Origin of the sequence: Pseudoalteromonas sp. P1-26 (genome assembly GCF_001401795.1) — a bacterium.
Classification (GTDB): Bacteria; Pseudomonadota; Gammaproteobacteria; order Enterobacterales; family Alteromonadaceae; genus Pseudoalteromonas.
Genome location: NZ_LKDX01000004.1, coordinates 20,717 through 44,061, shown reverse-complemented (window position 1 = coordinate 44,061; position 23,345 = coordinate 20,717). Strand labels below are relative to the sequence as shown.

At 40.8% G+C, this 23,345-nt stretch carries 22 protein-coding genes and 1 riboswitch; of the genes, 13 read left to right on the top strand and 9 right to left on the bottom strand.

The genetic code is table 11. The features are described from left to right. Nucleotides 1-224: 224 nt before the first annotated feature. Nucleotides 225-890 (top strand): GGDEF domain-containing protein, encoded by a 666-nt coding sequence (locus AN394_RS22010; protein ID WP_161805746.1) that lies wholly within the window; start codon nucleotides 225-227, stop codon nucleotides 888-890. Nucleotides 891-907: 17 nt separating this feature from the next. On the opposite strand, the gene AN394_RS03740 is transcribed toward AN394_RS22010, so the two are convergent. Next, complete coding sequence (locus AN394_RS03740; protein ID WP_054561674.1) at nucleotides 908-1,858, bottom strand: LysR family transcriptional regulator; 951 nt, start codon at nucleotides 1,856-1,858, stop codon at nucleotides 908-910. 109 nt (nucleotides 1,859-1,967) lie between these two features. Here AN394_RS03740 and AN394_RS03735 point away from each other — a divergent pair, with 109 nt between their 5' ends. Both AN394_RS03735 and AN394_RS03730 read left to right on the top strand, forming a co-directional pair. Further along, the gene (locus AN394_RS03735; protein ID WP_054561675.1) at nucleotides 1,968-2,909 is read left to right on the top strand and encodes a sodium-dependent bicarbonate transport family permease; all 942 of its coding nucleotides are present in this window, start codon (nucleotides 1,968-1,970) and stop codon (nucleotides 2,907-2,909) included. 83 nt (nucleotides 2,910-2,992) lie between these two features. Continuing rightward, entirely contained in the window at nucleotides 2,993-3,412 is a 420-nt protein-coding gene (locus tag AN394_RS03730) for a hypothetical protein (RefSeq protein ID WP_054561676.1), read from the top strand. A 13-nt stretch (nucleotides 3,413-3,425) separates the two neighbouring features. On the opposite strand, the gene AN394_RS03725 is transcribed toward AN394_RS03730, so the two are convergent. The 3 genes from AN394_RS03725 to AN394_RS22005 all read right to left on the bottom strand — a co-directional run bounded on the left by AN394_RS03725 (nucleotide 3,426) and on the right by AN394_RS22005 (nucleotide 4,642). Continuing rightward, the gene (locus tag AN394_RS03725) at nucleotides 3,426-3,806 is read right to left on the bottom strand and encodes a hypothetical protein (protein ID WP_055020824.1); all 381 of its coding nucleotides are present in this window, start codon (nucleotides 3,804-3,806) and stop codon (nucleotides 3,426-3,428) included. Beyond that, a complete protein-coding gene (locus tag AN394_RS03720; protein WP_055020823.1) occupies nucleotides 3,799-4,383 on the bottom strand; it encodes a hypothetical protein in 585 nt (194 codons plus the stop codon). Before AN394_RS03720 ends, AN394_RS03725 begins: the two co-directional genes overlap by 8 nt. Nucleotides 4,384-4,465: 82 nt before the next feature. Then, the gene (locus AN394_RS22005) at nucleotides 4,466-4,642 is read right to left on the bottom strand and encodes a hypothetical protein (protein ID WP_161805745.1); all 177 of its coding nucleotides are present in this window, start codon (nucleotides 4,640-4,642) and stop codon (nucleotides 4,466-4,468) included. A gap of 265 nt (nucleotides 4,643-4,907) precedes the next feature. On the opposite strand from AN394_RS22005, the gene sbcB reads away from it, so the two are divergent. Next, nucleotides 4,908-6,353, top strand: coding sequence for an exodeoxyribonuclease I (gene sbcB, locus AN394_RS03715; RefSeq protein WP_055020822.1), 1,446 nt, complete (start codon nucleotides 4,908-4,910; stop codon nucleotides 6,351-6,353). A 39-nt stretch (nucleotides 6,354-6,392) separates the two neighbouring features. On the opposite strand, the gene AN394_RS03710 is transcribed toward sbcB, so the two are convergent. After that, nucleotides 6,393-7,274, bottom strand: coding sequence for an NAD(P)-dependent oxidoreductase (locus tag AN394_RS03710; protein WP_055020821.1), 882 nt, complete (start codon nucleotides 7,272-7,274; stop codon nucleotides 6,393-6,395). Between the two features lie 114 nt (nucleotides 7,275-7,388). On the opposite strand from AN394_RS03710, the gene AN394_RS03705 reads away from it, so the two are divergent. Then, entirely contained in the window at nucleotides 7,389-7,904 is a 516-nt protein-coding gene (locus AN394_RS03705) for a glutathione peroxidase (protein WP_055020820.1), read from the top strand. After that, complete coding sequence (locus tag AN394_RS03700) at nucleotides 7,870-8,853, top strand: 2-hydroxyacid dehydrogenase (RefSeq protein ID WP_055020869.1); 984 nt, start codon at nucleotides 7,870-7,872, stop codon at nucleotides 8,851-8,853. The genes AN394_RS03705 and AN394_RS03700 overlap by 35 nt, the downstream gene beginning before the upstream one ends. A gap of 106 nt (nucleotides 8,854-8,959) precedes the next feature. Here the strand turns inward: AN394_RS03700 and AN394_RS03695 are convergent, their stop codons facing one another. After that, nucleotides 8,960-10,285 carry a sodium-dependent transporter gene (locus AN394_RS03695; RefSeq protein WP_055020819.1) on the bottom strand — a complete coding sequence of 442 codons (1,326 nt, stop codon included), beginning with the start codon at nucleotides 10,283-10,285 and terminating at the stop codon, nucleotides 8,960-8,962. A gap of 148 nt (nucleotides 10,286-10,433) precedes the next feature. Between AN394_RS03695 and AN394_RS03690 the strand changes: the two genes are divergently transcribed. Next, nucleotides 10,434-11,171 (top strand): 4'-phosphopantetheinyl transferase superfamily protein, encoded by a 738-nt coding sequence (locus AN394_RS03690; RefSeq protein ID WP_055020818.1) that lies wholly within the window; start codon nucleotides 10,434-10,436, stop codon nucleotides 11,169-11,171. Here the strand turns inward: AN394_RS03690 and lysC are convergent. Next, the gene (gene lysC, locus AN394_RS03685) at nucleotides 11,148-12,527 is read right to left on the bottom strand and encodes a lysine-sensitive aspartokinase 3 (RefSeq protein WP_055020817.1); all 1,380 of its coding nucleotides are present in this window, start codon (nucleotides 12,525-12,527) and stop codon (nucleotides 11,148-11,150) included. The genes AN394_RS03690 and lysC overlap by 24 nt on opposite strands. A gap of 81 nt (nucleotides 12,528-12,608) precedes the next feature. Next, a riboswitch (Lysine riboswitch) is annotated at nucleotides 12,609-12,781 on the bottom strand. Between the two features lie 88 nt (nucleotides 12,782-12,869). Next, the gene (gene nhaD / locus AN394_RS03680; protein WP_054551492.1) at nucleotides 12,870-14,120 is read right to left on the bottom strand and encodes a sodium:proton antiporter NhaD; all 1,251 of its coding nucleotides are present in this window, start codon (nucleotides 14,118-14,120) and stop codon (nucleotides 12,870-12,872) included. 148 nt (nucleotides 14,121-14,268) lie between these two features. Between nhaD and AN394_RS03675 the strand changes: the two genes are divergently transcribed. The 5 genes from AN394_RS03675 to AN394_RS03655 all read left to right on the top strand — a co-directional run bounded on the left by AN394_RS03675 (nucleotide 14,269) and on the right by AN394_RS03655 (nucleotide 21,597). Beyond that, complete coding sequence (locus AN394_RS03675; RefSeq protein ID WP_055020816.1) at nucleotides 14,269-15,543, top strand: hypothetical protein; 1,275 nt, start codon at nucleotides 14,269-14,271, stop codon at nucleotides 15,541-15,543. 2 nt (nucleotides 15,544-15,545) lie between these two features. Then, nucleotides 15,546-16,091, top strand: a complete 546-nt coding sequence (locus tag AN394_RS03670) for a condensin complex protein MksE (RefSeq protein ID WP_054561687.1) — start codon at nucleotides 15,546-15,548, stop codon at nucleotides 16,089-16,091. Further along, nucleotides 16,091-18,877 (top strand): hypothetical protein, encoded by a 2,787-nt coding sequence (locus tag AN394_RS03665; RefSeq protein ID WP_054561688.1) that lies wholly within the window; start codon nucleotides 16,091-16,093, stop codon nucleotides 18,875-18,877. Before AN394_RS03670 ends, AN394_RS03665 begins: the two co-directional genes overlap by 1 nt. A gap of 163 nt (nucleotides 18,878-19,040) precedes the next feature. Beyond that, a complete protein-coding gene (locus tag AN394_RS03660) occupies nucleotides 19,041-19,595 on the top strand; it encodes a DUF4136 domain-containing protein (protein WP_054561689.1) in 555 nt (184 codons plus the stop codon). Between the two features lie 163 nt (nucleotides 19,596-19,758). Beyond that, the gene (locus AN394_RS03655) at nucleotides 19,759-21,597 is read left to right on the top strand and encodes a TonB-dependent siderophore receptor (protein ID WP_055020815.1); all 1,839 of its coding nucleotides are present in this window, start codon (nucleotides 19,759-19,761) and stop codon (nucleotides 21,595-21,597) included. Nucleotides 21,598-21,764: 167 nt separating this feature from the next. Here the strand turns inward: AN394_RS03655 and AN394_RS03650 are convergent, their stop codons facing one another. Continuing rightward, the gene (locus tag AN394_RS03650; protein ID WP_054562006.1) at nucleotides 21,765-22,013 is read right to left on the bottom strand and encodes a YkgJ family cysteine cluster protein; all 249 of its coding nucleotides are present in this window, start codon (nucleotides 22,011-22,013) and stop codon (nucleotides 21,765-21,767) included. Between the two features lie 158 nt (nucleotides 22,014-22,171). Here AN394_RS03650 and AN394_RS03645 point away from each other — a divergent pair, with 158 nt between their 5' ends. Further along, on the top strand, nucleotides 22,172-23,344 hold the full coding sequence (locus tag AN394_RS03645; protein WP_055020814.1) for an efflux RND transporter periplasmic adaptor subunit: 1,173 nt from the start codon (nucleotides 22,172-22,174) through the stop codon (nucleotides 23,342-23,344). The last annotated feature ends 1 nt before the right edge of the window (nucleotide 23,345 follow it).

Here is a 23,345-nt window from a genome sequence, read left to right as displayed (position 1 = left end):
ACAGTCAATCAGACAAAAAATGTCAAAATAAATGTGCATATGTGTTAGTTGCTGCTGCAGTAATATTACTCCTTGTTTATGATTCACCATGTAGCCAGTTATTCACAACAGCCATAATTGCAGCATGTTTTAGCTATGCAGCTTTCGCGCTAAGGAAGTTGCATGTTAAACGCATCATGCATTTAGTATTACTCAAGTTGTGTTTCGTCATTCACGCTTTGATTATGGTAACCCAGTTTTCACTACTACTTAGTGATTACCTAGGTTTGTTGCAAACAGACTTGAAACAAATATTAGCTGTTATTCTCATAAGCCATATTGTTATTACCACACTAACCGCCATGATCTGGCCATTAATGATGTTCTTAGAGCATGAGCAGGTACTGAGTGACCTTGCTAATCGTGATTCGCTAACAGGTCTATTGAATCGTCGAGCGTTTATTAGCGTTAGTAACAATTATTTAGAACAAGCAAACAACAACCTAACAAAACTTTGCGCTTTGATGATAGATATCGATTTTTTCAAGAGAGTTAATGATCAGCATGGCCACGAAACGGGTGATGAAGCACTTAAGTGGGTTGCTAAAAAGATTAAAAGCCAGCTACGTGAGCACGATCTAGTAGCTAGGATTGGCGGTGAAGAGTTTGCAGTAATACTACCCAATACTAGCCAAGCTCAAGGAGAAATCTTATCAGAGCGAATTCGTTTAGCCATTCATAATGATAGCTTTGTACACAATGACCATGAAATAAACCTGTCTATCAGTATCGGTATCATCACCCATAAGTCGGGCACCAATAATGTTAACGAATTACTGGCTGAGGCCGACAAAGGCTTATACAAAGCAAAATTAAATGGTCGTAATCAGGTTGTGACCATGGCATTTTAACGCAACAACTTGTTAGTTTAATTTAAGCTCTCATTTAGCTGGCTTAGCTCATTGGTCACCCACTGTTTATCTAAGCATTGTTCTAAGTTCAGTTGGGCAAATTTTAAAAAGTTGCGCGCCGCATGTGATAAATGGCGATCAGTGCGCACCACAAAATACCAATGGCTGGCCAAATTCACATCTTCAACATTTAGCATGCAAAAACTCGTATCGTGAGGTGGCAGTACATGGCGCGAAACCACCCCCAGCCCCATTCCTGAGCCAACAGCAACACGAATAGCCTCGTTACTCGCCATTTGCACTGTGTTGCTAAGGACAAAACCTCTGCTTTGCAGCTCGCTTTCAAATAGCATTCGCGTAGCTGAACCTGGCTCGCGAAGTAAAAAACGTTCACTCACTAAGTCATGTAAAGTTACATGACTTTTACTCGCAAGCTTATGGTTATTTGCCGCAATAAATACAAGAGGATTTTGTAAAAACCGGCCCGCTTTTGCGTGTTCTAACGAAGGGGGGTGACTAAATACATAAATATCGTCTTCGCCTCTTTCAAACCGGGCAAGCACCTCAGCACGATTACCAATTTCTAGTGGCAATTCAACATGCGGATGTAAATTACTATACGGGCCGAGTAACTTAGGCAAAATATATTGTGCGGTGTTAACCATGGCTATTTTACAGCGCCCGCGCTCCCCACCTCTAAGCTCAGCTAAGTAATCTTGATAATCATCAAAATGACCAAACACCTGCTGACATGTTTGAAACAACGCAAAACCTGCTTCTGTAACATGTATACGCTGCTGGTTAACCATCACTAATGGCTCATTAACTGTTTCTTGTAAGCGTTTAATTTGTTGCGAAACCGTTGGTTGCGTTAAGTGTAACTGCCTTGCTGTTTCACTGATAGAGCGCGTTTTTACCACACACATAAACACTTCTAGTAAGCGAAAAGAAATATGTCTTAAGTCCATAAAACCCAACCTATAGATTATTATCTATAAGATACTATCACTTATTTAATTATTTACTATGTGAATTTTTATCTAGAATAGCGGCGCTTTTAACCAAGAGGAGAACAAAGTGCCTGATATTGTTGTAATGTTTTTTGTTTTAGGACTCACAGCCGGATTACTTCGCTCTGACCTAAAAATTCCGCAAGCAACCTATGAAACTCTTAGCCTATTGTTGATGCTCACCATTGGCTTAAAAGGCGGCATGGTGCTACATGGCAATTTACATTGGCAACTCTTACCCGAAATGGGCGCTGTGTTACTGCTTGGCGGCTTAATACCTTTAATGCTTTACCCAGTTTTAAACAAACTGCTAAACCTCTCTGTTGCTAATAGCGCAAGTATTGCCGCCCACTATGGTTCAGTAAGTGCAGGTACATTCGCCGTTGCTTTAGCATATGCCGAATCGAACTCACTTAATGTGGGTGCTGAAGTCACGCTTTACTTAGTAATGCTTGAGTTACCTGCCATCATCGTTGGTTTGTTACTATTCCGCCGTCTGGGAAATGGGTCTGGGCAAAACCTATCACTCAAAGCGCTATGGCATGAAACACTGACTAACAAAAGCGTGATTCTGCTTGTAGGTGGTGTAATTATTGGCATGATGTACGGCACACAACAAGGCAGCCAAGTAACTAGCCTTTTAACAAACAGCTTTAAAGTTGTATTAGCGTTATTCTTGCTCGAAATGGGTTTAATGGCTGCACAAACACTGCGCCCTATTCCATGGCATCATTGGCGTTTAGCATTATTTGCACTTATAACACCTAACCTATTGGGTGCTATCGGCGTCTGTGTTGGTACTGCCCTTCAACTCGAACTGGGCTCGGTAGTAATATTAGCAAGCCTAGTTGCTAGTGCCTCTTATATTGCTGCTCCAGCGGCTATTAAAGCAGCGATTCCTGATGCTGATATAGGCTTAGCCATGTTATGTTCTTTAGGTATTACCTTTCCTTTCAATGTATTACTAGGAATTGGCTTGTATCATCAAATAGCATTGTATATGAATTAAAAGATTCGCTAACTATCACTTTATGCATGAGATTTTTTAAAAAGTCGTTTAATATAAATAAAAAAGCAGTGCAAGGACATGCTATGTTCAATCAAACGCTTAGCACTGAGCAACAGCATGTAAGTGATATTTTTATGCGCTTATGTACGCTTTGCCAGGTGCAAAATAATTTAGAATTAGAGCAACATTTATCATTACAACGTGGCTTTTGTGAGCAAAGCATAGAGCTTGCAACTGTTCCTTATGAGTTAATTGATAAAGTGACTAAAGCTTCTGAGGTTAGCTTTGATTCACTACTTAATGGTAATAACCAAACCACAGCTACACTCGATGGGCCGGTATTAGAAGCAGTGAGTAACGGTATTATCAAGAGTATAAAAAAGCTATCAATGGCGGGGTTAATTAAGGGTGAAAATCAAACGCAAGAAGCACTTAGTCAACTTGCAGATATTCAGCTAAAACAAATAGCAAAAGAGCTCAAAATACAAAGCCAGGTTAAATAACCTGGCTTTTTTACTAATTCTTACCTTTGTACATTTTCTCGTAAATGTCAGATATGTTGTTTTGCTTATCGTAGTATCGCTGCAGCTCTCCAAGCGATAACTCCTTTATTTTATCGCTATCAAGCCCAGTCGGTTCTGCTAATTTAAAATGTGCAGCGTGCGGTGAATTGCCCATTAAGGTTGCAATTTCGCTCTTTAGTTGTTCAGCTTTATTGAATAGTTTAATTGCTTTGCTGATATCTGTTTCATGCTCGGCTTGTAACGTGCACCAAACCACCTCAACAGACTTAGACCTTATTTGATCTTCAAAGATATTTTTGCGCGCAATCAACCATGTACTTGCAATCAGCAAGATGGCTAAAACGGCAATGGCTATGTAAATTAGTTCAAGCATTACGATCCCTCGGTAAACTAAATGTTACTATACACCCAAACTTGGTCCGTAATACATCAGGAAAAAGCATTATAAATGATAGTACAAGGCTGATATACAACACAATAAAGCTGTAAACGTAATGTATCTGCGGAAATTCTTGCTGCAAATCCAGAACAACAAATTTCACCCAAATTACAAAGTGGAATGCACTCAAGATTATGAACAGCTTAACTACAGCGAAAAAGAGTTTGGAAAAAACAAAACTAAAAACTAGGTGGGCCTTGTACATAAAATAGAGAGTAGCGAGATTTATTATAGTAACAACAAGATAAATATTTTGTGCACTTGCAGCCGAACTATGATTACTGACGTATGCTAATACATATTCCATTAGTAAAGCAGTAATCAAATAATTTGCACAAACAAAAGCAATGGTTACGAAATTACTAAAAAGCTCTTTGTTAGCTAAGGCTTTTCTCAGTGAGTTTATCAGAGCGATAATAAAAGCTGTTGCAATTACAGCTTGAGAGGAAAAAGCTGTTGTGTATGGTTGAATTACCATCCACTTTTCATACAGGTTTTCAAAAAATTCCACTTGGTCTAACCGTTTTTTTAGATTCTATGCTAAACCCAAAAAGGAAAAAAAACCAGCTTAAAGCTGGTTTCTTTAGATTAAATCAATTTTCTTTTTTCTTTGGATTCAAGATGATGATACCACCAGTATTATTTATAGTTTTCTTTTTTGGGTTTAGGATAATGATACCACCAGTATTTTTAAGCTGCTCAACTGAGTTAGTTGAAACTGGTGCTGCGTCGAATGCTAAAGTAGATAGTAATAAAGCTGATAAAGTCATTTTTTTGTTCCTTCATTGTTAAAGATAGTTTTCGTTAGCAAATACCGAGCCACTAAAATACAAATTTGGGTAAAAACTAACGACTAGACCCTATATAAGCATAAAATTAAACCGTTAGGCCATTTTTTATACTAACCGTGTATGCAAAACGTACGCTGAACGGCATCAAACCGTTTAGCTCTATAAACTAGCTAGGCTCTATGCCATAATTCTGTTAATTCAAAAAATAAGTCAAAGCGGTCCTACGCTTAGCAAGGTTTAATGCATGGCATATCCAGAACAACAGCAACCAACAATTTATTGGCACGACTACGAAACATTTGGCGCAAGCCCGCAAAAGGACCGCCCGAGTCAATTTGCAGGTATTCGTACCGATCTCGATTTGAATATTATTGGTGAGCCGTTAATTGAGTATTGCAAGCCAGCTGCCGATTACTTGCCCCACCCTGAAGCGTGTTTAATAACGGGTATTACCCCACAAGTTGCGATGCAAAAAGGCTTAGTCGAAGCTGAGTTTATGGCAAAGATCCATGCTGAATTTAGCCAACCTAATACCTGTGTTGCGGGCTATAACAGTATCCGTTTTGATGATGAAGTCACACGTTACAGCTTATATCGTAACTTTTATGACCCATACGAGCGTGAATACAAAAACAATAATAGCCGCTGGGATATTATTGATTTAGTGCGTGCCTGTTATGCACTACGCCCAGAAGGCATTGAGTGGCCGCTCAAAGAAGACGGGTCACCGAGCTTTAAGCTCGAGCATTTAACCGTTGCCAATGGCATTGAGCACGCTGCTGCTCACGATGCATTAAGTGATGTAACGGCAACCATAGCGTTGGCAAAATTAATAAAAGAAAAACAACCTAAGTTGTATCAGTTTTTCTTTAGCTTACGTTCTAAAAAAGCACTGGCTGATTTAGTTGATGTGTTTAACATGACACCATTGGTGCACACCTCATCACGAATTCCAGCAAGCCAAGGCTGCACCAGCTGGATTGCACCAATGAGCTTTCACCCAGTCAATAAAAACGCCATTATTTGCTTTAATTTAACTGAAGATCCGCAAGTCTTATTAGATTTATCAGTTGAAGAGCTACGAACGCGTCTTTACACAAAACACAGCGACCTTGGCGAAGACGAAGTACCGGTAGGCTTAAAACTCGTGCATTTAAATAAGTGCCCTATTCTCGCACCAGCAAAAACCTTGTTACCAGAGAACGCAGCCCGATTAGGTATTGACCGCGAAAAATGCTTACAAAATCTCGCTGTTTTAAAAGCCAATACTGAGCTTCGCGACAAAGTAACCGAAGTGTTTAACGAACAATGTGATTATGGCGAAACCACTAACCCTGACTATCAACTTTATGATGGTTTTACCAGCCATGCTGATAAAGCAAAATTTGCTATGATACGTGATGCAAGCCCTGAGCAATTAGCCTCAATGCAGCTTGATTTCGATGATAAAAAGTTTGCTACCTTGTTATTTAGATACCGCGCGCGAAACTGGCCACACACCCTTAGCCAAGATGAATTAGCCAGTTGGCGCCAATATTGCCAAAACAAGCTAATGCATGGTGAAGATAGCCCGTCAATCAGTGGGCAAGATTTCATGATCACCCTGGAAAATCTGGCTCATGAAAATGATGATAACGAGAAAAATCTGCATATTTTAAAAGCGTTGTACAATTACGCACAAAGCATGTAATAAAAAACGCGACAATAATTGTCGCGTTTTTTATGAATATTACTTTTTATGTAACGCTTCGATGCGCGCTAATAAACTAGAGGTGTCGAAACGGCCGCCGCCTAAAGCTTGTACATCGGCGTAATATTGATCAACTGTTGCCGTCATCGGCAAAGTTGCGCCGTTTGCCTTTGCCTCATCCAAAGCGATGCCTAAATCTTTGCGCATCCAATCAACAGCGAAACCAAACTCGTATTCGCCAGCCCACATTGTTTTGTAGCGGTTTTCCATTTGCCATGAGCCTGCAGCGCCTTTAGAGATAGTTTCAATTACTTTTTCACCATCAAGGCCAGCTTGTTTTGCAAAGTGTAAACCCTCAGCCAAGCCTTGTACCACACCAGCAATACAAATTTGATTTACCATTTTACAAAGTTGACCAGAACCTACTTCACCTAATAATTGGCTAAAACGGCTAAAAGCAGCCATGACAGGTTGAACAATATTAAAGTCAGCTTCGTCGCCACCAACCATCACAGTTAATACACCATTTTCTGCACCGGCTTGGCCGCCAGAAACTGGCGCATCTAAAAATGCGATGCCTTGTAATTTCGCTTGAGCACCCACTTCACGCGCCACTTCAGCTGATGTTGTAGTGTGGTCAACTAAATAGCTGCCCTCATGCATGCTTGCCAGCACACCATTTTCACCATAAACAACTGAACGTAAATCATCATCATTGCCTACACACATGAAAACGATATCAGCCCCTTTTGCGGCTTCACTTGGCGTTTCAGAGTATTCACCTTGATACTCTGATACCCACTTTTGCGCTTTAGCCGTTGTGCGGTTGTAAACTGTCACACTGTGACCTGCGTTGGCAAGGTGACCCGCCATTGGGTAACCCATTACACCTAATCCGATGAAGGCGACTTTCATTGACATAAAACTGACCTATTTGAGTGATAAATTAGTAACAATTGCATTATCTCAACCGAATAACTAAAAAGCGAATGAAAAAAAGTTCATTTAAACCGTTTAAAAACACACAGGTAAAACATGGATAGTATATATCGTTTCAATGCCCAGCTTGCATCTGGTGAAAACTTTAGCCTTGAATCGTTACAAGGAAAAACAGCGCTTATCGTCAATATTGCCAGCAAATGTAATTTTTCAGTTCAAATGGCAAGCCTTGAAAAGTTGTATCAAGAATATAAACAGCAAGGTTTTACCGTACTGGGTTTTGCCTGCAATCAATTTGGCCACAATGAGCCACTTGATGGCAATGAGCTTAAAGCCTTTTATCAGCAGCACTTTAATGTCAGTTTTCCTATTTTTAACAAGGTGTTAGTCAACGGCCCAGACGCCCACCCGTTATTTAATTATTTAAAGTGTCATACCCGTGGAATTGCACAAAACCGCGCAATTAAATGGAATTTCACCAAATTTCTTATAAACTCAGAGGGTCAACTCGTTGCGCGATATGCCCCGCGCACCAAACCCGAAACCCTCAAAATGGTGATAGAGAGTAATTTAAATGATGAAACTGGCCTTATTCAGTGCGCAAAAGTATGAGCAACCGTTTTTTGAAAGGAATCTAACTGAATACGCTGAGTCTGTTTCGCTCAGTTATTTTGAGCAATCCTTAAACAGCAATACCACGCCCCTCTGCCAAGGTTTCGATGCAGTGTGCGTGTTTGTAAACGATACGGTCGATAAACACGTCATTGCAGATATGGCGGCTGTTGGCATTAAAGCAATCTTATTGCGCTGTGCAGGCTTCAATAATGTAGACCTTGATGCTGCCAAAGAGCATAACATCAAGGTTTGCCGCGTCCCTGCATATAGCCCAGAAGCAGTAGCAGAGCATTGTATTGCCCTTATGCTAACGCTCAATCGAAAAACCCATAAAGCCTTTAACCGCGTACGTGAAGGTAACTTTGATTTAAACGGTTTACTTGGTTTTAATCTGTTTAAAAAAACTATTGGGATTATAGGCTGCGGCAAAATCGGTTTAGCGCTGGTAAATATATTAAATGGCTTTGGAGCTAAGGTACTCGTTTGCGACCCAATGGCTGGTGAAGGCCCTTATACCCTGTGCGATTTAGACACTTTACTCACACAAAGTGATGTCATCTCATTGCACTGCCCGCTCAACGAGCATACTCATCATTTAATTGATGCTAGCGCATTTGAGAAAATGAAAGATGGTGTCATGCTGATTAACACCTCTCGTGGTGCACTTCTTGATAGCCAAGCATGTATTCAGGCGCTTAAGTCTAAAAAGCTCGGACACCTAGGGCTTGATGTGTATGAGCAAGAGTCAGAGTTATTCTTTAAAGATCATCGTGAAGAAATCATGCAAGACGATATTTTTTCACGCCTTATTAGCTTTCCAAATGTGTTAGTGACAGGCCACCAAGGCTTCTTCACCCAAGAAGCACTTAGCGAAATAGCCTGCACCACATTACAAAGTGCTAATGAAATAAGCCAAGACTTACCACTAACTAACGAAGTTATTTAAAGCAAACGCACCTTAAATTAAAAAAAGGCGTGAGGTTTAAACCCCACGCCTTTTACTTTTTTCTTTCACCTTGAAACTAGAAACTTGTAACTCGCAACTCAAATCTCTATTTCAACAACGCCACATTGACAAATACCGCCGTCATTAATAACGGGCATACAAAGCGAATATACTGGGCAAACCAATAATGAGGACCGCTCGATACTTGATGCAATTTATTACCACGCTGCCATAACCAGCCAACAGTAATGAAATAGAACAGTCCCATTAAAGGTAATTGGTACTGTGTAAGCACCATAATGACTAAACCAAATAACCAGTCAAAGTTTAAGATAATCAGTGATGAGGCAATAAAAACGATTAACGTTACAAATAAGGTTGCTTTTTTACGCTCTACACTGTGGTTCTCAACTAAAAATGCTACTGGAATTTCGGTCGATGAGATGGTTGATGTCACTGAGGCAATCGACATTAAAACAAAGAATAATAAGCCAACGAGTAAACCCACTTGGCCCATAGTGCTAAACAGTTCAGGTAAAATCGCAAAAATTAACTGCCCTTCACCAACCAATTTACCGCCGCTAAATACCTCTACACCGTTATGTTGGGCAACAAAAATAGCCGGAATAATCAATAAACCCGCTAAAAAGGCTACACCGGTATCAAGCAGTGCCACAGTGCCGGTTAATTTAGGCAGGTTGGCATCTGGCTTTAAATAAGAGCCGTAAACCATCATACAACCTACACCTAACGACAGCGAAAAGAACGCTTGTCCCATTGCCGCAATAATTAAGTTTGCATCAAGAATTTGACTAAAATCTGGCACTAAATAGGCTGCAAAGCCATCCATAGCACCATCTAAGGTGGCGATATAAGCAATTAACGCCACTAATAACACTAGCAATAATGGCATTAAGCGGCGTGACCAAGTTTCGATACCTGATTTAACGCCTTTTAAAATAATACTCGCTGTAAGAATAAGCATCAGTGGCGTAAACACAAAATTACGTGCCATAGAGTCACTGTGTAAAAAGTTACTTAACTCAGTAAAACCAAAGAAGCTTGCGACTGGCTCGAGCGCATAAGCGAGCATCCACCCGGCAACTATCGAATAAAAGCTCAGCATTACAACCGCACCAAACAGGCCAATATAACCAGCTGCTGCCCCCACTTTAGGCGCTGTGTCTTGCCATGCGTTAGATAATGCTTTTACTGGATTCGCTTGCGCTTGGTGGCCTAAATACAGCTCAGTATAAAGAGCCGGAAGCGCCAATAAGAAGATAACAATGAAGTAAACAAGTAAAAATGCACCGCCGCCATGGTTTGCCGCTTGTGTTGGAAAGCCCCAAATATTACCTAAACCTACCGCCGCACCAGAAGCTGCTAAAACGAAACCTAATCGACTTTGAAAGCCGTCACGAACTTGTGCCATACATCTACAAATCTGTTATTATTTTTCATCATTAAACCATAATTACAGTCAACTGCGTAAACTATTTGCGTTTGTTCATGCCTATAAATGTGCATCTGCTGTAAAAATAAACAAAACTAAATACGAGCCTTCGTGTAAGCGTTAAACCATGAGCTGTGACTACTTTTCGAATACTCTTATCATCGAGCAACAAAGCCAAATAACGGTCAAAAAAATTATGCTGATGGATGCAACACATATTGATGTTGAAAGATTACCCCTTGATAAATTACTCAGTGAGTTTGAATTAAGCGTGCTTGAAAAACGCAAAGTTCCTAGCGCTAAGCAAGAGTACTTAGCGACTCGCCTAACGTTAAAGTATTTGTATCAACATGCTTACCCTAGTGATGATTTAGCTCTCAATGAAATATCAAGCCAGTTTAATGACAAAGACAGTAAGCTCAAATTACATACAAAACGCAGAGAACCTGTGTGGGCCTGTTTATCACATTCAAATGGTTTAATTGGCGCAGCCCTTAACCCCGAACAGCAGCGATTTGGTTTTGATATTGAACAAAGCAGTAAGCCTCGCCCTTTTATCAAACTCGCAAAGCATTTTTATCATCAAGATGAAGTTGACTTAATTAGCCGTTTTGACGCTCCCGATGAACAGGCACAGTGCTTTTTTAGAATTTGGACATTAAAAGAGTCGCTTGCCAAAGCAAGTGCTCAGCCAATTGCGAAACTACTTGCTCCTAATGTATTTGAAGAATTGAGCAAACATAATTTCAGCGCGAGTAGTAACTCTGTTGAAGGCTTTGATATAAGTGTTGTGGCACAAAAAAGCACTGACTGGCAGTGCTCTTTTATTAATTTTAACGACTTACGCCGCGACTTGGCTTTCTAATAGTCGGCTGTGAATAGCCTGCACGACTTCATCTGACTCACTTTGCTCAACTAAGAAGCACAGGTTATGTTTACTTGCACCGTGGCAAATTAAACGAATATTAAAATCACTCAATACCTGCATTAAGTTCATTTCTTGCTGACGTAATTGAATTTCAGAACCAATTAAAGCCACCAGCGTTAAGTTATTCTCAACCGACACATGACAAAACTCAGAAAGCTTATCTAAACAAGCTTGATCAAGCTCAGGGCGTGATGCATTTGGTGCGTTATCTAAAGTGATTGCAACACTGATCTCGGAGGTAGTAACCAAATCAACCGAAATATTAAACTCACTTAAAATGGTGAAAACACGCGCTAAGAAACCACTCGCTAGGAGCATTTCAGGGCTTTTAACCGTTAACAGAATTTGGTTTTTACGCTGTGTTACGGCACGAATACCTGGTTGCTGAGATTTTTCTTTTTCAATCCATGTACCACCTAACTGCGGTTCACGGCTTGAACCAACAAACACACTAATATGGCTACGGCTTGCAGGTAAAATGGTTGCCGGGTGCAGTACTTTTGCACCAAACGTTGCCATTTCTGCCGCTTCATCAAAGCTTAAGCGTGCAATTGGGCTTGCTTTAGCGCATAAACGCGGATCAGTACTGAAAATACCCACAACATCGGTCCAAATATGCACGCTTTTTGCGTTAATTGCTTCAGCGAGTAATGCAGCACTGTAATCTGAACCACCACGCCCTAAAGTGGTCGTTTGATTGTGCTCATTGCTTCCAATAAAACCTTGAGTTACCACAACATGGTCATCAAGTAATGGCACTAAATGCTCTTTAGCAGCCGCAGCGGTTGCTGCAACATTTGGGGTAGCTTTAGCAAATTGGCTATCTGTTTTTAGCACTTTACGTACATCAAAACGAACCGCATCAAGACCTTGCCCACGTAATACTTGAGTAAATAAATACGATGACAAACGCTCGCCAAAGCTCAGTAGTTCATCTTGATCTGCTACTGACTTAGCCCCGTCTGATGCTAGCTTTTGAAAAGCCTTAAGCGTTTCATTAAAGCCATGTGCTAAATCAGCATCCAGTGACAGCTCTGCCAAGATTGCTTCTTGAATGGCGACAACGCCAGTAATATGCTCATCACGTTCAGCCGCACTCAAATCAGCTTTACACAATGCAACTAAATGATTGGTCACGCCTGCACTGGCACTCACAGCAACAATACGTACTTGATTATCAGCACAAATAATTTCTGCACAGCGGCTCATAGCATCAAAGTTAGCTACACTGGTGCCACCAAATTTTGCAACAACGTAATCTGATTTTGTGTTGGCGGCTAATTGGGTATTCATGTCGTCTCCTTTTGTGGAAAACTATCCACAGTAATTCAAGAAGAACTCGGCAAGGGGGTGCTTTGAAAATAAAGAGTAGTCCATGCCAGAAGCTCTCCACCTAGTTTGGTGACAGTTTTGAGGATTCAGCCCCATAAACCGAAAAATAACCGTGACGTCCGGTTAATTTTCTCGGCGAGTACTTCCCTCATTAATGGTCATCGGCGTTCGTCACCTCACATTAATTACCTAAGTATCGCACCTCTTCTGAATGTTAAGTTAACACCTGGTTAAAATAACAAAGCCTGCTGTTAAAAGCAGGCTTCGAAAGTTAACGTTTAGACGTCTAGCTGTCAAGTTGTTTTATGAAATTAAACTGCCCGCTAAGTGCGAACCGTAATAACCAACGGTATAAGCAATTAATAAATAAACCGACATTTTAAGATAGCTCATAAAGGTCAGTGCCTTAACCTTACTCATGGCAATAATACCTGCCGCAGAGCCGATAATAAGCATTGAGCCACCTACCCCAGTTGCGTAAGTAAACGACAGCCATTGCTGAGGACTCATCACAATATCAGCTTTTAAAAGTGCTGCAGTTAGAGGTACGTTATCTACCGCCGCTGATAATAGCCCCATCAAGTAGTTGGCATATTCCGGTGCCATCAACTCATATAAGTGAGTAAATTTAGCAAGCATACCAACTTCTTTTAATGCGCCAACCAGCAATAACACACCAACGAAGAACAATAAGGTGTCGTATTCAATTTCACGAATATAATCGATGATTTTTTTGTTAACGTCTTTTTTGCGCATTAAGAATTGCGCAACCAAAAACATCAGAGATAAACCAAATAAAAAAGTTAATAACGGCGGCACACTATAAAGCACACTCAAAGTTAACGTAGCAATAATCGTCGAGAAGAAGATAACCGCAATGGTAATATCTGTCTTTTCGATACGACGGGCTGCTTGTTTTTCAAACACAACATTACCCGACATACCCACCGACAACATCGCCGCGAGCAGTGCAACACTTGTCAGTGCAGGGGCAATTAATAATAGTAGATTAGCAATCGTGACTTTTTCGTCTAAGAAAATCATCAGGGTTGTAACATCACCCGTGATCAACGACACCCCACCCGAATTAACACTAAATACAATTAAGGTCGCATATTTTATTAATTTTTTAGGATCTAACTTAAGTGACATCACCACCGCAAGCGAGATTAAAGTTGCAGTTATGTTGTCTGATATTGATGAAAATAGAAACGCAAACCCACCAATCAGAAACATCAGCTTTCGTTCACTGATTTGATTTGGCATAATTTTATGAACAATATTCTGGATAAAACCTTTAGAGTTTAAATACGCTACAAAGGTCATCGCAGCCATTAAGAACAGCCACAAAGTCGCGATTTCTAATATGTTGTGATCCAGTTGATGTTGTATTGTTTCTGGGCTTTGCCCATGAATTGGAGAGATAAATAAGATAATCCAGCATAAAGTGCCAAAAAAAAGCGTCGTTTTGGCCTTGTTTACATGGATAATATCCTCTATAACGATAAGCAAAAATGCCACCGCTATCAGGGTTAGGATAAGTGGGGTTACCATGGTGTTTGAACAACCTTTATAATAATGTAAAAATTGTAAGTCGAGTGTTTCGGCGCGGATTCTAGCAGCATAGAAAGCATAAAACTATTCTCAATTACATAATTTAATACTAATCGCTAACACCAAAGTCTGAATTTACTGGAGCCTTATGATCCCAGCTAAAAAGTTATTAAATACCCTTACTGAACATTGGGGGGTGTTAGAACTGCTATTTAAACGTTTTAAGATGGCTGATTTCAGCTTGAAAGACGTACAAAATGCGATAAAACAAAAACAACCTTCATGGTCAAATGAACGCATTTATAAAGAGACAAATCGTTTATTGAATCAAGATATTATCATTCCACTGGCAAAATCATCGCAGTTAGAAATCAACCGCGCGATCGCCGATTTTGCGACTTTCTTGCTACAAGAAGAACACTTAGGTCTTGCCCAAGAAATTAGTGTGCTTGTTGATGATTTAGCTCGCCTTGGTAATCGCCTTGCTAAAGCCGGTGAAATTGAAGATTACGACGAGCTTCGCCGCTTCAGCCGTATTATGGATGATCGGGTACGCAAAATAATGAAATTATTTGCCCACAATGAAAACGCAATTTTAAATATTGTTGAGCAAGCGAAAGCTGATAACGCGGTGCAATCACTGCAAAAACGCTATCAGGCTGTAATTGAAGCGTTCGATGAATACATCGAGCCTATGCTTGAAATGGTGGATATTCGAGGTGACTTCCACGCTTGCTTTAATACCATCGAAGCACAAATTAGCGCGCAAATAGAGCAAATTGACCGCCTTGGTAAGTCATATCAAGACAAGCGCATGCTTGAACAATTACGTACCCGTATTTTAGAAATGCATTTAGTTGGCCGTGAAAGCTTACGTAAAAGCGCCGATATGCTGATGCCGCTACGTGAAGAGTTACGTCGCAACAACCTAATTACTCGCCAAGCGGCTAAAGTGCTTGGTTTAGTGCGTAAAAATGGCGTCGATAACATGTTAAGTGCAGTACAGCCTAACTTTGTCTCAGACGCACAACGTTTTTCACTTGGTCAGCAACGTCATATCGTGGCTTATATGGCAGGCTTAGTTGACTTTGAGCACGATGAATATCAGCTTCCTGAACATGATGATGTGCCCGCCTATCAAAGCCCGCATATTCCTGATTACAACGACGTTAAAACACAATTTAGAAAACGCTTTAAAAAAGCCAGCAAAAAAGCTCAGCCGCTGCTTAGTTTCTTAGATGAAAGCTACCCAGACTTAGAAGCTGACGAAATGCTGTTCTTGTATCAAAAATTGATTAGCGATGGCGAGCTTGAAATCAGCCAAAGCCAAGAGAAAGTAAAAATAAAAATTGCCCAGCAACACTTCTCTCTTTACCCATTTAACTCATCGATTGCTGACGATAAAAAAGCAACAGAGCAATAACCATGACAGATATTAATTTAGATGATTTAACGCATCTGCAAGCTATTAATAAAAAGCTCACATCAGGCTACCACATTAGCGAACAAGACACGCTGATGTGGCAAGAGCTTGACCAACACATTGATGCTTATCGCGCGTTATTTAACGCCCTTGGCCATGACCTACAACATGATAGCCGTGGCTTTTACTATTTTGGCAGCGACGAAAGCACCCCAAACATGGGGAAAATTTCGCGTGCCATCGCACTGACTATCTACATCTTAATTGAGCACTATGCCAATACCGGTAAAGATCCAATGCGTGCTTTGTTTGACGAAGTAAACGACCTTGAACTGATGCAAACCTTAGTGCAAATCAACAAGCACCTGTTTGATCAATTAGAAATCTTCTCAGGCTCAGATTTACGTAAAGACGTTTATCTACGTATGGTACGTTTAGGTCTTGCTCGCGAAGTAGAAAACGGCTTTATGCTGCAAGCACCTATTTATCGTTATATCGATGCATTAATGGAAGTAAACGAAGAAACCTACCTAGGAGATGACGACTAATGCAAAGCCAAAGCCTATACGGACTCAGCAAACTTGCGCTTTTAAATACCGCAGGCTATGCAAAATGCGTGATCCCACTGGATAAAAGTAGCTCTATTTGTGCACCGAATAATACCGGTAAAAGCTCGGTAATTAATGCCCTGCAATTTCCACTGATTAATGATTTGCGCTTAACAGAATGGGATGGCCACGATTTAGACGAAACCCGAAAATTCTACTTTTCGTCAGATCAATCCTATATTTTACTCGAAGCTGACCTGCCTAATGGCCCTGTGGTGATTGGTGTTGCCGGCCTTGGTAAAATTGCCGGTTACGCGCATCAGTTTTTTTGCTACCAAGGTAAGTTGAACCTTGATCACTACACTCAAGGCAAAACCATTGTAAAATTCACCAAGCTTTTTAATCACTTAAAAGAGCAAGGTTTTAATCCAATTGAATTAAAAGCGCAGGAGCTAAACGCCCTACTCACTGGCGGCGCAACACCGTTTGATGGCGATATCAACTTAAAGATGATCCCCCTCAATAACGTGCAAGACTCCGCGATTTACAAAGAAATTTTCCGCCGTATTCTTAACTTGCATAAGTTAGGTGCCAGTGATGTTAAACGCTTTATGCTACGTGTATTTGAGCGTCATATGTCAAACTCACGGGTCGACTTTTATGAAGTGTGGCGACGTTCATTCGATAAAGTGAATCGCGCTAAACGTGAATTAAAAGCCCTTGAGTCAATGCAAGAGCCTATCGCAGCCCTTGAATCTATGCTTGAAAACCAAACGGTTTTAAAAGGCAAACTTGCTGCCTATGCGCCAAAAATTGACCAAGCACTGATTGACTTTGAAACCTATCAACAAGAGCAACTCGCTGAGCTAAATATTGCACTTGAGGATATCGAACACGAAAAGCACGAGTTCGACCAAAAGCAGCAGCTGTATATTCAGCAATCCCGTGATATTGAACGTAAACAAACTCAAATTGAACAGTGGTTTTTAGACTATCGAGCGCTTAAATCTGAGTTTGAACTAGTTAACAAAGCCACTTTAAAAGTAAGCCTTACTCAGCTTAAACAAGATTATGAATCGTTATCGCATTCATTAAGCAGTGCTCAAGGTCAAAGCTTACACACACTAGATTACCGTATCAGCGAAACACAAAAGCAAATTAAGAGCTTAAAACTGCAGTTAAAGAACCTCGAGTTTAATTTGTTCACTCGTATGCGTGAAGATTTGTCTTTAAAAGAAGTTGAAGAAATTTCGCGTATTTTAAACCCAGATATCTTATCGTTTGCCACCACCAGCAATGGTGATGTTGATATAACAGACGAAGATGCTTTTGGTGAGTTTTTAGAGCAGTTATCAGCTAACGTGAAAGGCGGTGTACTGACTCTTCCTGGCGCAACTATTAAACTTAAAAAGCTAAGCCCAGTGCAAATGCAAACGGGCGAAAATAAAGAGCAATTAACCGCGCAACTCGCTGCTCTTGAAAACTCACTGAAAGAGTTTAAACAACAGCGCGAAGTCGCTGCTAATGTGGCCGAAAAGCAAAAAGAAAAAGATGCCTTATATGATGAGCTAATGGCTTCAGAAGAAGCATTAAAACGCTTTGAACAATTTGAAGTGATGCAGCAATCTGTCGATGCACAAACTCTGCTAAAAGAGCAGTTAAATGCAGAACGCGAACAAGTTGACGACTATCTGCAAGACATTCAAAAAAATAGTGGCTCAATCAGCGATCGTCGCTCAATTATCAAGTCGAAAAAAGATCTGCTTGCCCGCCAAGCTGACCGTTTGCGTCAAGTTAAATCTGAACGTATCGATCACACCCTTGATTTTTACTCAGGCAAAGTCACTCCATACATGATTGAAATCAATATTGATTTTGATAACTTAAGTGACCTCATTCATCACTTTAACAAAGACTGCCAAGAGCTACGTAACTTTGATATCAACGTACGTAACACCTACATGCATATTTACAATGCGGGTATTACTAAATTTGATAACGAAAACGATGAGTTTACTAAATACGAAAAGCTCATCAGCGCGTTTCATAACATCGATAACGAGCGCGATGCGGTTGAACGTCAAGGCCGAGTTGCGTTAACCGAAGTAGCCGCCACTATTAAGGGCTTGCGTGAAGACTTAGACCGCCTACGCCGCGAAATGAACAGCTTTAATAAAGGCATTAGTCAGCACCGTATCTCTAACCTTCAAGCATTCAAAATTAATGTTATTCCGCGCAAGATGTTGGTTGATAGCATTGATACCATTATTAGTACCTCAAATCAGTTTGAGCAAGGCGATACCCTAGACCTATTAAGCCAAGAGCCTTATAGCGAATCTGCGGTAAACGAAGCGAAAGATCATTTGATTAAGCTTGCCTCAGAAAAAGCCGGTTTAACACTGACCGACTTATTTGATATTCGTTTTGAAGTAGTAAACCGTGCTGGTGAAACTGAGCACTTCGAAAAAATTGACTCAGCTGGTTCTAACGGTACGCGTATTACCATTAAGTTACTTTGCGGCATGCTGTTTATTCGTTACTTATTAAGCGACCAAGAACAAAACTTGTATCGTATTCCGATTTATATCGATGAAGCTGCCGATATCGACCCACAAAACCAAAAAGCAATTATCGAAACCGCTCTTAGCTTTGGCTTTGTGCCGATTTTTGCCTCAGTTAAACCACAAGTTAGCTGTGATTACATCGTCCCTATTCGTACTGTTAAAGATGGTGCACAAAACTGGGTGGATGAAAAAGACTGGATAGATGTGGAACACACTGTTTAATTACAAAAATTAATCATTGATTCAGTCAAGGATGACTATGTTTACAAACTATTACAGTACTTTTTTGTAAATGTGCCATAGTTTTTAAATAATCATTCAGTTGAGTATTATTTGTGTTATGTTATCAATCAAGTAGTGGAAATTTTGCCAAGGAGCAAACAATATGAAGAACTTATTAATCGCAACGGCTGTATTATTTTTAGCGGCTTGTGCTAAAACGCCTGATTGGGATTACGACAAATCAGCAGATTTTAGTAATTATAAAACCTTCTCTTGGGTACCTAATGCCAGCTTGACTAAAAACGTAGCGAACTACCAAATTAGCCCTTTAATGGAAAAACGTGTTCGTGACGCTGTAAATGCTGAACTTGAAAAAAGCGGTATGAAGCTAGTTGATTTAGCACAAGCAGATGTACTGATTAACTATCATGCCTCTGTTGATACTAAAATTGATGTAGATACCTTCAACGTAGGTTACGGCGCACGCTGGAATTACTGGGGTATGGGTTATAACACGCAAACAACCACTCGCGAATATGAAGTGGGTACGTTAATTCTAGACGTGGTAGACCGTGCTTCTAACCAATTAGTTTGGCGTGGTGCTAAAGAAGGTCGTTTGCAAAAGAACCAATCACCTGAAAAGCGCACTGAAGTTATCAAAGAGACTGTTGCTAACATTCTAAGTAACTTCCCACCGCAATCAATTAATCAAAACTAAACACTGTTTTAGTTAAAAGACCGCGCAATTAGCGCGGTTTTTTATTGCCTGCTGAAATCTGGTTGGAGTGGTATAACTCAGTGATTCAGATACAATACCCGCAATTTTCAGTGCGCCTAACTAGCCCACTACCCCAGATTAAACAAAATCAAGAGAGTTTTAGATGGTACGCGCAGTACAGCTTACACTTCCCGCATTATTCGTCACTTGCTCAGTGCTAGCAGAAGACACCAACAATATTGAACAAATCACCGTTGAAGTTTCAGCAACCGCAAATAAAGAACCTGTAGGTACTTTTGATGCGCCAGTATCAAACTTAGAATATGACCCGCGTGTCGATTTGCAATCGCGCAATATGGCTGAAGCACAAGCTGATGTAACCATTCGTGGTGGTATTTTCGAAAATACTGGCTTTCGTGTTGGTAGCAGTACATTATTTGACCCTCAATCTGGTCACTACTTTGCTGAAATTCCAATTGCGCCGCAGATGCTAACAGGCCCTTCAGTGCTTACAGGTGCTGATAATGCCCTTTATGGTATGAATAGCTCGGTTGGTACGGTTTCATTTGGCTGGCGCCCTATCACAAGTACTGGCAGCGTTTCTCTTGGCACAGGTACGAATGGCTTTAATTTACAAAGCATTCATGCTGCCCATAGCCAAAAGCTTGATAGCAAACCTGATTGGCGATTAGGTTTTGAAGGGGAATACTCTCACTCAAAAAGTGATGGCTCAATTGATAATGGCGACCACGACTTCGAACGTGCCTCAGCGCGTATTCAACTCGCAAGCTCTACCTCACAAACTGATTTAATGTTCGGACGCCAAGAGAAGTTTTTTGGTTGGCCAAACCTTTATACGCCATTTAACTTTAACGAAACAGAAGATCTTGAAACCAAGCTTTTCATGCTCAATCACAAGCAAATGTATGGTAAGAGCAATAGCCTTGAAGTGACTGGTTATTATCGTAAACATAACGACCATTACGTTTTGTCTCGTGAAAACCCAGCTATTTTTGAAGCGTTTCACGAAACCACGGTTAAGTCATTGGCACTCTCTGGACGCCACCGTTTAAATGACCACTATGCAATTAATTATGCTGGCCAATTTATTGCTGATGAAATTGAATCAACGTCTCTTGAAAACAACTTTACATCACGCAATTACACCAAGCTAAGTATCTTGCCTGAGTACAAGACAGCTCTTACAGCGAACAAAGAGCTTACTTTACGTGTTGGTGCTGCATTTGATGATACGGACCGTGATAGCTCAGATACCTCATTTATTGCCGATGCCAGCCTTAAAGTAGCTAATCAAAATGGCAGTGAACATACTTGGTATGCGTCATACGCAGAAGCATCACAAGTTCCCGGTTATACCGCCATCGGCGGCAGTGAAACGGGCGGATTATTCAGAAGTAACTACAGCCTTGAGCGCGAAACCACCGATAACCTTGAATTAGGTTTACTGATTGAACAGTCTTCATGGCGTTTAGATTCAGCTATTTTCTACCGTAAAGATAAAAACCTTACGGATTGGACATATCGCTTTGATGCAACCTCTGCACGTTTTGCAAACCCGGTTGATATAGACACCTTAGGCGTTGAGTTTTTAGCGAATAAAACGTTCGAAAGCACTGAGTTAATTGCCAGCTATACCTATTTAGAAAAATCAGAAGACTATGGCACGGCAGATATTGATGCGAGCTTTTATGCGCTTAACTACCCTGATCACCGTGTAACACTGGGTGCAATATGGCAACCAATGGATGTGCTTGAGCTGCGTATCGATAACGAATGGCGTAAGCAACATAGTAACCGCTTACGTAACTCTGATGATGAAGCCTTCTTCACGCAGTTAACGCTAAAATTCACCCCTGCTCAGCTTGATAATGTGTTTGTTACCTTTGCAGCTGACAACATTTGGGATGAATCTTTCGAAGAAGTACCGGGTACCCCAGGCCGCGGCGAACAATATACGCTTAGCGCTACCTATACGTGGTAAGTAAAACAATAATGCCAGTCACTTGACTGGCATTGTTGTGTCACGTTACTTTCCGAGATATCTATCAAACCATAACCAAAATTATATTAAACGCCATAAAGAAAACTTAAGCTATAAAACACAACTGATCCCAGCAACCGTTAAAAAGTGTTAATGGTTTAATCTTTTTAAGTCATCTGCTCAAGTTCAGTAATTAAATACAGTGCTTGTTCGTTAGTGGTGCCACACACATCAATCGTGGCAGAAAAGTCACTACACACCTTAGGCCTTGATTCATCACCAAATAATTTACATAGGTTATTATCATCAAGTTGAATACAGCGCTCTCCCGCTGCTTTGCCGTTGGGCATTCCTGGGATCGGTGAGCTAATACTGGGTGCAATACAACAGGCGCCACAGCCTAATCTACATGCCATTTTATCTGTCATTGAGTACCTCTTATAGAACCTTTGTAGCGCCTTTGTAATATGTGTAATGGTTTGTTACATCTTCAAACGCCTTGTAAACACTTTATTGCGTATGCTTAGCCTATCAAATTTATTTTTAATTACCGTCAACCGTGAGGGACTATCCCGTGGCTAGTAAAAAACAAATCATTCTCCCTATCGCCGTATTAGTCGGCGGACTTGGAATGGCATTCGCATTTGCCTCTATGAAGCAACCGCCAGTCGAAAAACCAGAACAAGATCTGCGCCCGCTTGTATCAATTAAACCGTTAAGCTTTGACGCCATTACCCTTGATGTAAAATCATACGGTATTGTTAAACCTAAAAACCAAACTGAACTTGTTGCGCAAGTGAGTGGTCAGGTTGTGTCGTTATCAGATCAATTTGTACAAGGTGGATTTGTTAAGCAAGGCGACATTCTAGCACGTATTGACCCAAATGATTACGAAGCGGCACTCATTGAAGCTGAAGCCGGTTTGGCACAAGCAAGCTCTGCACTCGAGATTGAACGTGCACAGGTGTCAGTTGCGCAAGCTGAGTGGGACCGCATCAAAGGTGACTCAAACCAAGTTATTCCATCTGAGCTTTATTTACGTAAACCACAACTTGCTGAAAAACTTGCAAGTTACCGTGCAGCGCAAGCGAGTGTAAAACGAGCTAAACGTAATCTTGAACGTACATATATTAAAGCACCATACGACGCGATTATTGACGAGCGTCTAATTAGTTTAGGCAGTGTAGTAAACCCTGGTAACAGCTTTGGTAGTCTGAGCTCAACGTCACTGGCCGAAATTCGTTTACCTGTTGCTGATAAAGATCTGCAATACCTAAATAACCAAGGAATTGGTGCAAGCGTATCAATTAATGCTGAATTTGCAGGTAAACAAACAACCTGGCAAGCAACTATCGTACGTAGCGAAGGAGTTGTAGACCAACGTAGCCGCATGAATTACTTAGTAGCACAAGTAGCAACGCCTTATGAACAAAAGCAGCCATTACGTTTTGGCTCATACATTAATGCCACTATCGAAGGCCGTGCGCTGGATAATGCGATTGTTGTTCCGCACCATTTAGTTAAAGACAAAAAAGTCGCTGTTTTACAAGATGGCGAAACGCTTACCTTTAAAACACTTAACATCGTTCGCGAACAAAATGGCATGGTGATCGCCGATAATGGCCTTGCTAATGGTGAGCAACTTATTACCTCGGCACTTGAATACCCAACTGAAGGCATGGCGGTCAAGCTAGATGACGCAAAACTAAGTGTGCCAACAACGCAGTTAGCGTTAAAAGAGGAATAAG